Origin of the sequence: Lentzea flaviverrucosa, assembly GCF_003350445.1 — a bacterium.
In the GTDB taxonomy this organism is placed as follows: domain Bacteria; phylum Actinomycetota; class Actinomycetes; order Mycobacteriales; family Pseudonocardiaceae; genus Lentzea; species Lentzea californiensis.
The window spans coordinates 450090-462737 of the sequence record NZ_QQAU01000007.1 but is presented as its reverse complement, the minus strand read 5'-3'; the positions used below and the strand labels follow the sequence as shown (position 1 = coordinate 462737).

Genomic DNA, 12648 nt, shown 5'->3' with positions numbered 1-12648 from the left:
AGGCGACGGGTTGATGCGGCCCGCACGCCACACCCAGTGGCGCACGGAGAACGCGACTCGGCTTGAAGGGTCGAGCATCACGCTCGAACCTTCAGGGCCAAGAAGTTGGCAGCGCTCCCGTCGACCTCGCCGCGTGGACGGCGGCGGTTCTGTTGTGCACCCCCAGTTTGCGCATCGCGCCCCGGAGGTAGGCCTTGACGGTTTCGGTGCTCAACCCGAGCTCGGCGGCGATCTCCCGGTTGGACGCACCGACCGCGGCCAGCCGAAGCGTATCGAGTTCCCGCGGGGTAAGTCCGGCAGGGACGCTGACGGGAGCCTCGCCGCCGAGGTTCTGGTGCACCTTGCGGAGTCGTTCGCGCAGCACGGGATCGCCGACGAGCCTGGCGACCTCGGCGAGCTCGCGGAGTGCGGCCTGCGTGTGCAGCGTCTGGTTCTGCTGGAAAGGCATGTTCAGGTCCTGTGCGAATCCCTGCGCGATGGCGCCGGCCATCCTGATCGCCCGGTCACCCACTGTCGCCTGCCCGCGCACGGCCCCGTAGAGGACGCCGTGCACCGTGCCGCGCACCGTGACCGGGTAGGCGAACACCGACGTCAGACGTTCGTCCACGACCACCATCTGGTCGAACTCGTGGGTGATCGCCCTGGTCGAGGCGTAGTCGTTGACGCGGACCGCGGTGCCCATGGCGATCGCCGTGCCGCCCAGGCCCCGGCCGGTGCCGACGCGCAGTCCGTGCAACGACGTGCCGCGCGTGCCCTGGAAGCTGCTCAGCAGCAGGTCGCGGGCGGGCGTGACCGCACCACCGAAGACGACGGGCAGCCCGGTGGCCCGGCGGAGCATGTCCAGGCGCTGCGGCAGCAACACCTGGAAACGGTCTGGCAGCACGCCCAGCAGTCTCGCTGACGGCGGCACCCTCGAAAAGGGGTGCACCCCCATCCGGGGGTATCCCCGCGGCGCCGGCGCTCCCACCCTTCTGCGACATGTCCAGTCATGACATCTACCGCGCGGCCCGAGACCTGATGCTCGCGGACCCCGGCGCGTTCACCTGGCCGAGCTTCGACGGCACCTTCAACTGGGCGCACGACTGGTTCGACGTCATCGCGGAGGGCAACACCGCCACGGCGTTGCACATCGTCGAGGAGGACGGCTCCGAGCGCGCGTACTCGTTCGACGAGCTGCGCCGCCGGTCGAACGGCGTCGCGCGCTGGCTCGCGTCGCACGGCGTCGGCCGGGGCGACAGCGTGATGATCATGCTGGGCAACCAGGCCGAGCTGTGGGAGTCGATGCTCGCGGTGATGAAGCTCGGCGCGGTGATCATGCCGACCACCACCGCACTCGGGCCCGCAGACCTCGCTGACCGGCTGCGGCGGGGTTCGGTGCGGCACGTCATCGCACGTGCCGAGGACGTTGCCAAGTTCGAGGAAGGCCCGGTCGTGATCACGGTCGGCGGCACGGGGCCGTTGGACTACGCCGAGACCGCCGAGTCGCCGGACGACCCGTTGCCACATCCGGAGACCAGGGCCGGCGACCGGCTGCTGCTCTACTTCACGTCCGGAACGACCAGCCGTCCCAAGCTCGTCGAGCACACCCAGGTCTCCTACCCGGTGGGGCACCTCACGACCATGCACTGGATCGGCGTCCGCCCCGGCGACGTGCACCTCAACATCAGCTCGCCGGGCTGGGCCAAGCACGCCTGGAGCTGTTTCTTCGCGCCGTGGATCGCCGAGGCGACGATCTTCGTCTACAACTACGCGCGGTTCGACGCGGCCGCGCTGCTCGGCCAGATCCGCGCGAAGGGCGTCACCACGTTCTGCGCGCCGCCGACCGTGTGGCGGATGCTGATCAAGGCCGACCTCAGCGGCGGTCCCGGCGGGCTGCGCGAGGTCGTCGCCGCCGGGGAGCCGCTGAACCCCGAGGTGGTCGAGCAGGTCCAGCAGCGGTGGGGCCTCACGATCCGCGACGGCTTCGGCCAGACCGAGACGACGCTGTCGGTGGGCAACGTGCCTGGGGCGCAGGTGAAACTCGGCTCCATGGGACGGCCGCTGCAGGGCGTTCCGGTCGTGCTGGTCGACCCGATCACCGGCGAGCAGGCCGGCGAGGGCGAGATCTGCATCGACCTGAGCCGGCGGCCGATGTCGCTGATGGTCGGCTACCACGGTGACGACGAGCGCAACGCCGAGGCGATGGCCGGCGGTTACTACCACACGGGCGACATCGCGAGCCGGGACGAGGACGGCTACCTCTTCTACGTCGGCCGCACGGACGACGTGTTCAAGGCCTCGGACTACAAGATCTCGCCGTTCGAACTGGAGAGCGTGCTGATCGAGCACCCGGCGGTCACCGAGGCGGCCGTCGTCCCCGCGCCGGATCCGGTCCGGCTCGCCGTGCCCAAGGCGTACGTGGCATTGAGCGCGGGCTGGGAGCCCGACCGCGAGACAGCGCTGCAGATCCTGCGGCACGCCCGCGAGAACCTGGCGCCGTTCCAGCGGATCCGGCGGCTGGAGTTCTACGAACTGCCCAAGACCGTCTCGGGCAAGATCCGGCGCGTCGATCTGCGGGAACGGGAGGAGAAGGGCGTCGCCGGAACGGGGGAGTGGCGCGACGACCAGTTCCCCGAGCTGCGCCGCTAACGTGGAGCTCCGCCGTCTTCGAGGACAGGAGCAGACATGGTCCGCAAGATCTCAGGGCGACCAGCGGTGATCACCGGGGCGGCCTCCGGAATCGGCCGCAGCCTCGCGCGGCGGCTCTCCCGGCACGGCTCGCCGGTGGTCATCGCCGACGTCGACGAGATCGGGCTGGAGGAGACCGCCGCGTCGCTCAAGGGCCCGGTGCTCAGCCGGATCCTGGACGTGCGGGACGCCGACGACGTGCAGCGGTTCGCCAAGGAGGTCCAGGACTGGCTGGACCTGCCGCTCGCGGCGGTGTTCAACAACGCGGGCGTCGCCACGTCCACGAGCGTGCTGAACTCCGTGGCGGAGGACGACTCCTGGCTGTTCGACATCAACTACTGGGGTGTCGTGAACGGCACGCGGGCGTTCCTGCCGATGCTGCTCCAGCAGAACTACGGCGTCGTCGTGAACACCTCCAGCGTGTTCGGGCTGTGCGGCATGCCGAACCAGAGCGCCTACTGCGCCGCGAAGTTCGCCGTCCGCGGGTTCACCGACTCGCTGCGCCAGGAACTGCGCGGCACCGGCGTCTCGGCGGTCGCCGTGCACCCCGGCGGGATCAAGACCAACATCATCCGCAACGGGCGCATCCACACCGAGCTCGACGAACAGGGCCGGTCGCTGGACCAGATCGCGGCGGACTTCGACAAGATCGCGCTGACCACCCCGGACAAGGCCGCCGAGGTCATCCACCGCGGTGTCGAACGCGGCAAGTCGCGCGTGCTGGTCGGGCCGGACGCCTACGTGTTCGACGCCCTCGCCCGCATCACGCCGACCCACTACTACTCCATCATGGCGCGCCTGTTCGAGCGGTGAGGCATGATCCTCGCCGTGGCTTCGGAGACGGTCGTGCGGCGGACCGAGCAGTGGTTCGTCCAGCAGGGCGCGCCGACGATGATCGAGGGCTACGGCTTCCGGTCGCACGTGCTGCCGCGGATGCTGCCGGCACTGGCGTTCGTGGCGGTCGGCAGCCTCGCGTGGCTCGTGCTGCAGCAGTCCGCCGGGCTGTCGCGGTGGGTGCTGCTCGGGGTGATCGTCGCGGTGATGGTGTCCACGTGGGTCCTGCTTTCGCTGTTCGTGCGGGGGATGCCGGACTTCTCGCCGCGCATGACGGTGTTGCTGCTGGTCGCGTACGCCGTGATACCGGTGATCACGCCGTTGGTGCAGTTCGCCATCGACACCGAGTTCATCGCACCGGACGGTGACGAGAAGCCCGAGTCGGTGTGGGGCGCCCTCGTGTGGTTCGTCGTGGTCTTCGGGTTCGCGTTCGTGGCGACGATGCTGGCCACCACCTACGGGCTGGGCGCGCTGCTCAAGGCCGCCATCCGGCACGTGATCGCCGACCTGGGCAACAGCGTGCACCTGCTCGGCCGGGCGTTGCCGCCGATGCTGTTCGTGACGCTGTTCCTGTTCTTCACCGGTGAGCTGTGGCAGGCGATGAACCAGCTGCTGTGGCCGCGGGTCAGCCTGGTCGTGCTGCTGTTCGCCTCGATCACCGTGCTCGCGGCCGCCGCCAGGTTGCGCGACGAGATCGGCCGCGTGGAGCAGGACCTGCGGCCGGAGGTGTTGAAGACCGCCTGCAAGGGCACACCGCTGTCCGGAGTGGACGTCGCCGAACCGTTGCCCCCCAAGCGGTTGAACGGCCGTCAGACGCGCAACCTGCTGGTGATGCTCGCGATCCGGCAGCTGGTGCAGGCGGCGGTGATCGGGCTGGCGCTGTTCGCGTTCTTCGTGGTGCTGGGCCTGATCGTCGTGACGCCCGCGATCGCCGAGCTGTGGATCGGGCAGCGGCCGGAGATGTCGTGGCCGGGTGTGCCGTCGGCGATGCTGCGCAACGCCACGCTGTTCGCGGCGTTCGGCAGCATGTACTTCTCGGTGACCTCGATGAGCGACGCCGAGCACCGGCGCCAGTTCTTCGCGCCGGTGCTCGAGAAGGTCGAGCGGACGCTGGAGGTCCGCGCGGTGTACCTGGACGTCAGAGAACGGGCTGCGGCGTGAGCTTCGCGTCCCTGCTGGGCGGCGCGCCGAACTGGCGGCGGTACTCGCGGCTGAACTGCGACGGGCTGTCGTAGCCGACCCGGTGGCTGACGCTCGTCACGTCCCTGTTCGTCGCGAGCAGCAACCTGGCCTCCTGCAGGCGGATCTGCTTCTGGAACTGGATCGGGCTCATCGCCGTGACGGCCTGGAAGTTGCGGTAGAACGCCGACTCGCTCATGCCCGCGATCCGCGCGACGTTCTCGACCTTGAACGACTCGGCGTAGTTCTCCCGGATCCACCGGACCGCCCTGGCGATGTGGCTCAGGCTGCTGTCCTGCGCGCCCAGCTGGCGGACGACCGCGCCCTGTTCGCCGGTCATGACCCGCCAGAGGATCTCCCGCTTGATCAGCGGGGCGAGCGCCCGCGCGTCCCTCGGCTGGTCGAGCAGGCGCGCGAGCCGGGTCACGGCGTCGACCAGCTCAGGGGAGGCGTCGCTGACGGCCAGACCCTCCGGGGTGCCCGCGGCCTTCGGGAGGTCGCCCGTCAGCAGCAGTTCGGCGACCAGGTCCGGTTCGAGGACCAGCCCGAGGCCGAGCGCGGGTTCGGACGGGCTGATGCCGACGTAGTTGCCGGTGATCGGCATGTCTATCGAGGCCACCAGGTACTGGCCGGCCCGGTAGTCGTAGACGCGCTCACCCAGTGCGATGCGTTTGCGGCCTTGGGCGACGAACGCGAGGATCGTGCCGGACATCGACGGCGTGGGAGGACCGCCCGCCGTGGTCCTCGACACCAGGACGTCGTCGATGATCGTGGTCATGTCCGGCCGGGCATGCTTGGCGATCAGCGCGCGTAGTTCGTCCACGTCCCCGATGGTCCACGGTGGTGGGACGATCAGGCAAGTCCGTCCGCGAACGTCAGCGCCTCGCCGAGCGGTTTGCGGCGCAGGTCCGGCACCTCGCAGTCGTCCGCCGGGTAGCCGATCGGGAAGAGGATGTACGGCCGTTCGCCTTCACGCCCGAGGAGGTCGGTCAGGAACGTCATCGGGTTCGGCGTGTGCGTCAGCGTCGCCAGGCCCATCGAGTGCAGTGCCGCGATGAAGAACCCGCACGCGATGCCGACGCTTTCGTTGGTGTAGTAGGTCTTCCTGCCGTCCTGTTGCTTCTGGGCGAACGCCACCACCAGCCACGGCGCGACCTCCAGGAACTCCTTGGTCGCGTCGGTCTCCAGATGTGCCAGCGCCGCATGCCATTCCGGTAGCTCGCGCTCGTGGTAGAAGCGGCGTTCCTCTTCCTCGGCCGCCGCCCGGATGCGGCGCTTGAGGTCCGGGTTCCGGGTGGCGACGAACCGCCACGGCTGCTGGTGCGCGCCGCTCGGGGCGGTGTTCGCGGCCAGGACCGCGAGCTCGATCACCTCGGCCGGCACGGGATCGGGGGAGAACCAGCGCACCGACCGGCGCGCGTCGAGCAGCCGGTGGAAGGCCCTGCCGCGGTCGAGTCCTTCTTCGATCGGCAGCCGGGGCGGCGTGAACGGGATGAACGGGTGGGTGTGCGGTCGAGTCACGGTCCGGACGATGCCCGGACCGCACTCTTTTGACCAGTTCAAGTTTCTTTGGACAGTTATAAGCTCAACTCATGAATCTGCCCAACGTGACGCTGCGGCAGCTCGAATACCTGATCGCGGTGGCCGAAACGGGCTCGCTGACCGCGGCCGCCGCGCGTTGTCACGTGTCGCAGGGCGCGATCTCCTTGGCGCTGAGCGAACTGGAACGGGTGCTGGACCTGAGACTGGTCGTCCGGTCGCCGCGCAGGGGAGCGGCGCTGACGGCGGCGGGCGCGCGGGTGCTCGCGGACGCCCGCCGCGTCGTCGGGGCCATGGGCGACCTCGGTGCCGAGGCACGTGGTCTGAGCCGGCAGGTCAGCGGCGTGCTGACGGTCGGCTGCTACGCGCCGATCGCGCCGTTCCACCTGCCCGCGGCGATCGCGACGTTCGAACGCGCGCACCCCGGGGTGTCCGTGCGGTTCGTGGAGGGCAGCCTGCCGGAGATCGGCGAGGACCTGATCACCGGGCGGTGCGAGGTCGCGTTCCTCTACGACCAGGACCTGGTGCCCGGCATCGCCACCCGGACGTTGTACGACCAGCCGCCCAAGGTGCTGCTGCCCGCCGGACATCGCCTGCGCCGGCGGCGCGCGGTGGCTCTGCGCGAACTCGCGGACGATCCGTTCGTGCTGCTGGACGTTCCGCCGAGCGAGCGCTACTTCCGTTCGGTGTTCACGGCGGCCGGCGTCGAGATGGTCGTGACGCACCGGGCGCGCAGCTTCGAACTGGCGCGATCCCTGGTGGCGCGCGGCATCGGCTACTCGATCACCGTCCAGCAGCCCGCGCTCTCCACGTCGTACGAAGGGCTGGAGGTGATCACGGTGGCGCTGCGCGACGACGTGCCGACCACGCCCGTGGTGCTCGGCTGGGCGGCCGGCGGACCGCTCACGCGTCGCGCGCAAGCGTTCGCCGACCACTGCGCGACCTTGTTCGCGCTCTAGATCGCTTGCGCGATGGCGATGTTGCCGTCCAGCCGGTCCCCGGCCTCGTAGATCATGTACTCCCGGCCCTGGTAGGTGCCGAAGGAGGGCGCGGCCGACCTGCCGTTGTCCGGCGCTCCGGACAGCGAGTCGTGGAAGACGCCCAGGTGCCTGCGCAGGGAGAAGTCGCGGCCGACCTCGGTGATCAGGATGTTGCCGCCGCTGCCGCGGTCGGTGTTGTAGACGACGTAGACGCTGTTGTTGCGGAACAACAGGTGCGGGCCGCCGATGTTGACCGCGCCCACGTCCTGGTGCCGGACGAGCGGGGTCTGCGCGAAGGTCCAGTCGCGGGCGTTCGCCGACCAGCCCCAGCCGATGTCCCGACGGTTCGTCGTGTTGTTGAGCATGAACACCATCACGTACCGGGCGTTGCGCGACGGCAGGTCGTGCCGGAACACCCTGGCGTAGGAGGTCTCCGTGGTCCCGGCGGGCATCAGTCGCGTGGACAGGACCTCCTTCTCGTAGGAGAAGCGGATGCCGTCGGCGGAGCTGGCCAGCCGGGTCACGGTGTTCTCGCCGTGGAAGTACAGGTACATGCGCTTGGCGTCGTCGTTCCACATCGCGTGCGGCGAGGACACGTGCGACACGGAGTACTCGCCGGGCCAGTTCCGCGTGATGATCGGGTTTCCGGCGTACTCGGTGAACTCCTCGTCCAGCGAGTTGGCGTACGCAAGGCAGATGCCGCCGGGGGCGTCGTGAGGCGCGTAGTAGAGGTAGTACGCGGCGAGAGCGCCGGGAATCCGGTTCTTCGTGCCGCGGATCGTGGGGAAGATCAGTTCGCCGGTGGGGTTGTAGCGGAGCTTGCTCTTGACCAGGGCGAGCCTGCGGTAGCGGTAGTCCGGGAACCCCGCGGGTGCTGCGGCGGCCTGGGGTGCCGCCCCTGCGCTCGCCGCCAGCAAGGCCGCTCCCGCGGTCCCGAGCAGCAGTTGTCGGCGGTTCGGTGTCATGGGAACGCTCCTTTGCGTCGAGGACTCCGAGGTTCCGGACGGTAGGGGGTGAGGATGCGACGAAACAAGGCTGTAATACGAATTATCAGCTGGGGTCGCGTGATCGCCGAGAACGTCGCCGCCGGCCACTCGACGGCCGCCGGCGTCGTGCGCGGGTGGATGAACAGCGCCGGGCACCGCGCCAACATCCTGAACTGCGCCCTGCGGGACAGCGGTGTCGGCCACCAGTACCGGCAGAACACCCGGTACGGGCACCACTGGACGCAGAACTTCGGCACGCGCTGAGGCGCTTCGTCAGGAGAACGGATAGCGCTGGTCGTACCTCGTCATGTGATCGACCGGCAGATCGTCGCGCACGCGCGCCACGAGGGCGGCGACCATGGCGCGGGGTGACTCCGCCACGACGTGGACGAACTCGCCGGCCTCGGCGAACGCCTTGAACACGCGGAAAGCGGACGCGGGGGTGTGGTCGGCCACGAGGAGGCCGCCGCACCCGTCCGAGCCGAGCGGCACCCACTCCGGCCGCCACGGCGCGTACGGGTACTCCTCCCGCATCGCCTGCTGCTGGTCCCACGTCCGCGAGGCCATGCCGACGCTCATGAACGCGCAGGACGACGCGATCTCGAACGGCGACGGCTCACCGTGGTCGGCGCCGTCGTGCCACTCCCACAACGTCACGAGGTCGGGGTGCAGCGGGACGGGCAGCCTCGCGGTCAGCGGGGCGAAGGCCGCGGTGGAGGCGCCCGGCAGCAACGTCGAGCGTGCCCGCGGGTCCTTCCGCGCGAGCAGTTCGCCGAGCTCGGTGAGCAGAGCCTTCACGCCCGCGACGCTACCCGGCGGCTGATACGTTGCCCGGTGGTCGGGTCGCTGAGGATCCAGCGCCCCCGCGAGAAGGGTTGGGGCTCGATGAGCTTGCTGCGCAGCTACGTGTCGGGTGGATGGCACACGCCGTCGGTGGAGGGCGCGCCGTTGCACGACGCCGTCACGGGCGAGGAGATCGCCCGGATCTCGTCGGCGGGCGTCGACATGGGGGCGGCGCTGCGGTACGGGCGCGAGGTCGGCGGGCCCGCGTTGCGCGAGCTCACGTTCCACCAGCGCGCGCAGCTGCTGAAGGCGCTCGGGCTCTACCTCAAGGAGCACAAGGCCGAGCTGTACGCGCTGTCCGCGCGCAGCGGCGCGACCAGGTCCGACTCGTGGATCGACATCGACGGCGGCTTCGGCGTGCTGCTCGGGTACGCGTCCAAGGCCAAGCGCGAGCTGCCCAACGACAAGGTCTACGTCGACGGGCCCGTCGAGCCGCTCGGGCGGGGCGGCACGTTCGTCGGCCAGCACATCTGCACGCCCCTGCACGGGGTCGCGGTGCAGATCAACGCCTACAACTTCCCCATGTGGGGGCCGCTCGAGAAGTTCGCGCCCGCGTTCATCGCCGGGGTGCCGACGCTGATCAAGCCCGCGTCCCAGACGGCGTACGTGACCGAGAAGATGGTCGAGCTGATGCTCGCCTCCGGTCTGCTGCCCGAGGGGTCGCTGCAGCTGGTCTGCGGTTCGGCCGGTGACCTGCTCGACCACCTGACCCCGCAGGACCTGGTCGGGTTCACCGGGTCCGCGTCCACCGCCCAGCACCTGCGCACGCACCAGGCCGTGATCCGGTCGTCGGTGCGGTTCAACGCCGAGGCCGACTCGCTGAACTGCTCGATCCTCGGCCCGGACGCCGTCGCCGGCACGCCCGAGTTCGACCTGTTCGTGGGCCAGCTGGTCGCCGAGATGACGACCAAGGCAGGCCAGAAGTGCACGGCGATCCGGCGCGCGCTGGTGCCCGAGTCGCTGATGGACGCCGTGGCCGAGGCGACGGCGGCGAAGCTGGCCGAGGTGGTCATCGGCAACCCGGCCGACAAGTCGGTGAAGATGGGCGCGCTGGCCGGTCTGGAGCAGCGCGAGGAGGTCCGCCGGTCGCTGAAGGCGTTGCGGGAGAACGCCTCGGTCGTCTACGGCGACGGCGCTCTGTCCCTTGTGGATGCCGACGCCGAGCGGGGCGCGTTCATGTCGCCGATGCTGCTGCGCGCCGCCGCCGACGCCGTGCAGCCGCACGAGGTCGAGGCGTTCGGCCCGGTCTCGACGCTGATGCCCTACACCTCCGTGGACGACGCTGTGGCGCTGGCCGCGCGCGGTGCGGGGTCGCTGGTGGGCTCGATCGTCTCGGCCGACACGGACTTCGTGCGCGACGTCGTGATCGGCACGGCACCGTGGCACGGCCGGTTGCTGGTGCTCGACCGCGAGGACGCCGGCGAGTCGACCGGCCACGGCTCGCCGCTGCCGATGCTCGTGCACGGCGGCCCCGGCCGAGCCGGTGGCGGTGAGGAGATGGGTGGCATGCGCGGCGTGCTGCACCACATGCAGCGCACGGCCGTGCAGGGCAGCCCGCGCGCATTGAGCGCCATCACGAACCGCTGGGTCACGGGCGCGCCTCGCCGTGAGGACGCGGTGCACCCGTTCCGCAAGACGCTGGCCGAACTGCGCCTGGGCGACACGGTCGTCGCCGGTCCGCGTGAGGTGACACTGGAGGACATCGAGCACTTCGCGTCGTTCACCGGCGACACGTTCTACGCGCACATGGACGAGGAGGCGGCCGCCGCGAACCCGTTCTTCGGCGGCCGGGTCGCCCACGGCTACCTCGTGGTCTCGTTCGCGGCGGGGCTCTTCGTCTCGCCGGAGCCCGGACCGGTGCTCGCGAACTACGGGCTGGAGAACCTGCGGTTCGTCACGCCGACGTTCCCCGGCGACCAGCTGACCGTGACGCTGACGGTCAAGCAGATCACGCCGCGCGAGGACCAGGAGTACGGCGAGGTCCGCTGGGACTCCGACGTGACGAACCAGAAGGGCGAGTCGGTCGCGAAGTACGACGTGCTCACCCTCGTGGCCAAGAGCTAGCGGTGTGGCTCGGCCCGTTGGCGGGCCGAGCCACCACTAGCGCGCTTCCTTGCGGGGGAGGGGCCGGGTCGCCGGTCCCTCCAGCACCGCGCCGTCCACGTCGAACCGCGAACCGTGGCACGGGCAGTCCCAGCTGCGTTCCGCGGCGTTGAAGCGGACGAAGCAGCCGAGGTGCGTGCAGCGCATCGACACCCCGTGCAGCTCACCGTTCTCGTCGCGGTAGACGCCGGTCTTGCCCAGGCCGTCGCGGATGACGTGGGCCTGGCCGCGCGGCAGGTTCTCGCTGGACGTGGCGTCGGCGGGCATGATCCGGTCGCCGACCATCTCCACCGCGACCTCGGCGTTCTTCCTCACCAGCGTCGGCAGCGACTTCAGGGACAGCCGGTGCGGGCTGAACCGCTCCGCCAGCTCGTTCGGCTTGCCCGTCACCAGGTCCGCGAGCAGTGATGCGGCGAACGTGCCGCTGGTCAGGCCCCACTTCATGTAGCCGGTGGCCGTGAACAGCGTGGTGTTGCCCGGCGTGTAGCTGCCGATCATCGGCAGGTGGTCGTAGGCCGTCGGGTCCTGCGCCGACCAGCGGTGCGTGATCTCCTCGACCTGCCAGTGCCGGCGCGCGAAGTCCTCCAGCCGGCGGTACGGCTCCACCGCGGGCTTGCCCGTCTGGTGGCTCTGACCGGCGATGATCAGCTTGTCCTCGTGCGCCGAGATCGACCAGGACGGGCTGCCGGTGCTGATGGCGAGCGCTTGCGTCGGCGCGTTGACCCGTGCCGCGATGCAGTAGGCGCGGGTCAGTTCGAGGCGGGGGAAGTACAGGCCCCGGTCCAGCGTCGGGTAGTGCGTCGCGATCACGATCTTGTCGGCGGTGACGTGGCCGTCGTCGGTCGACACGCGGTGCCCGCTCACGTCGACGACCCTGCTGTGTTCGCACACCAGGCTGCCGTCGCCGTCGATCTCCTCGGCCAGGCCCTGCAGGTACTTCACCGGGTGCAGACCGATCTGGTCGTCGAGCCAGACCGCGGCGTGCACCTCGAACGGCAGGTCGACGTTCTTGGCGTCGCGCACCGGGAGGCCCGCCTGACGTGCCGCGATCAGCTCGTGGTCGACGTCGCGCACCTCGGACTCGGAGTAGGCGAAGGTGACGGCGGGGGAGCGGCGCAGGTCGCAGTCGATGCCTTTCGCCAGGTCGGCGACCTGGGCGACGGCGGCCACGGACGCGGCGGCGTAGTCGGTGGCGGCGGCCAGGCCGTGGGTCTGCCGGATCTGCGAGTACACAGTGGACTGCAGAGCGGTCACCTTGGCGGTGTTGTTGCCGGACACGCCCGAGGCCACGCGCTCGGCCTCCAGCACCACGACGTTCAGGCCGCGGCGCTTGAGCAGCAACGCGGTGGTCAGGCCGGTGATGCCGCCGCCGACCACGGCCACGTCGAAGGTGTGCTGTCCGGTCAGCGGGGGACGTGTCTTCGCTGGGAGGGCGGCAAGCCAGAGCGACTGGTCAGCGGTGGTGGTCATGGCGGCCGGATACCCCCGTTCCGGGCGGGTATGCGAGGACGGCTGGA

Annotated in this window: 12 protein-coding genes; 6 read left to right on the top strand and 6 right to left on the bottom strand. The window is 70.1% G+C overall.

Going from position 1 to position 12648, the window contains the following annotated elements:
• Positions 1–91: 91 nt before the first annotated feature.
• Positions 92–883, bottom strand: a complete 792-nt coding sequence (locus tag DFR72_RS24335) for a LuxR C-terminal-related transcriptional regulator (RefSeq protein ID WP_170176371.1) — start codon at positions 881–883, stop codon at positions 92–94.
• A 95-nt stretch (positions 884–978) separates the two neighbouring features.
• Here DFR72_RS24335 and DFR72_RS24330 point away from each other — a divergent pair, with 95 nt between their 5' ends.
• The 3 genes from DFR72_RS24330 to DFR72_RS24320 are packed head-to-tail and all read left to right on the top strand — an operon-like array spanning position 979 to position 4662.
• Positions 979–2628 (top strand): AMP-binding protein, encoded by a 1650-nt coding sequence (locus DFR72_RS24330; protein ID WP_090065030.1) that lies wholly within the window; start codon positions 979–981, stop codon positions 2626–2628.
• A gap of 36 nt (positions 2629–2664) precedes the next feature.
• Positions 2665–3480 (top strand): SDR family NAD(P)-dependent oxidoreductase, encoded by an 816-nt coding sequence (locus DFR72_RS24325; RefSeq protein WP_090065029.1) that lies wholly within the window; start codon positions 2665–2667, stop codon positions 3478–3480.
• A gap of 15 nt (positions 3481–3495) precedes the next feature.
• Positions 3496–4662: a hypothetical protein gene (locus DFR72_RS24320; RefSeq protein WP_143086689.1), complete on the top strand. Its 1167-nt coding sequence runs from the start codon at positions 3496–3498 to the stop codon at positions 4660–4662.
• Here the strand turns inward: DFR72_RS24320 and DFR72_RS24315 are convergent.
• A complete protein-coding gene (locus tag DFR72_RS24315; RefSeq protein ID WP_245983424.1) occupies positions 4640–5503 on the bottom strand; it encodes an AraC family transcriptional regulator in 864 nt (287 codons plus the stop codon). The two genes, DFR72_RS24320 and DFR72_RS24315, sit on opposite strands and share 23 nt — an antisense overlap.
• Positions 5504–5532: 29 nt before the next feature.
• On the bottom strand, positions 5533–6201 hold the full coding sequence (locus DFR72_RS24310; protein ID WP_090065027.1) for a nitroreductase family protein: 669 nt from the start codon (positions 6199–6201) through the stop codon (positions 5533–5535).
• A gap of 71 nt (positions 6202–6272) precedes the next feature.
• On the opposite strand from DFR72_RS24310, the gene DFR72_RS24305 reads away from it, so the two are divergent.
• Positions 6273–7178, top strand: coding sequence for a LysR family transcriptional regulator (locus DFR72_RS24305; RefSeq protein WP_090065026.1), 906 nt, complete (start codon positions 6273–6275; stop codon positions 7176–7178).
• Here DFR72_RS24305 and DFR72_RS47065 read toward each other — a convergent pair.
• Positions 7175–8164, bottom strand: coding sequence for a hypothetical protein (locus DFR72_RS47065; protein ID WP_090065025.1), 990 nt, complete (start codon positions 8162–8164; stop codon positions 7175–7177). The two genes, DFR72_RS24305 and DFR72_RS47065, sit on opposite strands and share 4 nt — an antisense overlap.
• 99 nt (positions 8165–8263) lie before the next feature.
• On the opposite strand from DFR72_RS47065, the gene DFR72_RS24295 reads away from it, so the two are divergent.
• Positions 8264–8449, top strand: a complete 186-nt coding sequence (locus tag DFR72_RS24295) for a CAP domain-containing protein (RefSeq protein ID WP_245983422.1) — start codon at positions 8264–8266, stop codon at positions 8447–8449.
• Positions 8450–8458: 9 nt separating this feature from the next.
• Here the strand turns inward: DFR72_RS24295 and DFR72_RS24290 are convergent, their stop codons facing one another.
• Positions 8459–8983: an SMI1/KNR4 family protein gene (locus tag DFR72_RS24290; RefSeq protein WP_090065023.1), complete on the bottom strand. Its 525-nt coding sequence runs from the start codon at positions 8981–8983 to the stop codon at positions 8459–8461.
• Positions 8984–9070: 87 nt separating this feature from the next.
• Here DFR72_RS24290 and paaZ point away from each other — a divergent pair, with 87 nt between their 5' ends.
• Complete coding sequence (gene paaZ / locus DFR72_RS24285; protein WP_090065022.1) at positions 9071–11092, top strand: phenylacetic acid degradation bifunctional protein PaaZ; 2022 nt, start codon at positions 9071–9073, stop codon at positions 11090–11092.
• Between the two features lie 36 nt (positions 11093–11128).
• Here the strand turns inward: paaZ and DFR72_RS24280 are convergent, their stop codons facing one another.
• On the bottom strand, positions 11129–12601 hold the full coding sequence (locus tag DFR72_RS24280; RefSeq protein ID WP_090065021.1) for an FAD-dependent oxidoreductase: 1473 nt from the start codon (positions 12599–12601) through the stop codon (positions 11129–11131).
• Positions 12602–12648: the final 47 nt, after the last annotated feature.

Excerpts from the sequence above, each read along its gene's own strand:
- DFR72_RS47065 (WP_090065025.1), bottom strand. The coding sequence starts at position 8,164 with ATGACACCGAACCGCCGACAACTGCTGCTCGGGACCGCGGGAGCGGCC.
- DFR72_RS24330 (WP_090065030.1), top strand. The coding sequence starts at position 979 with ATGTCCAGTCATGACATCTACCGCGCGGCCCGAGACCTGATGCTCGCG.
- DFR72_RS24305 (WP_090065026.1), top strand. The coding sequence starts at position 6,273 with ATGAATCTGCCCAACGTGACGCTGCGGCAGCTCGAATACCTGATCGCG.
- DFR72_RS24325 (WP_090065029.1), top strand. The coding sequence starts at position 2,665 with ATGGTCCGCAAGATCTCAGGGCGACCAGCGGTGATCACCGGGGCGGCC.
- DFR72_RS24280 (WP_090065021.1), bottom strand. The coding sequence starts at position 12,601 with ATGACCACCACCGCTGACCAGTCGCTCTGGCTTGCCGCCCTCCCAGCG.
- paaZ (WP_090065022.1), top strand. The coding sequence starts at position 9,071 with ATGAGCTTGCTGCGCAGCTACGTGTCGGGTGGATGGCACACGCCGTCG.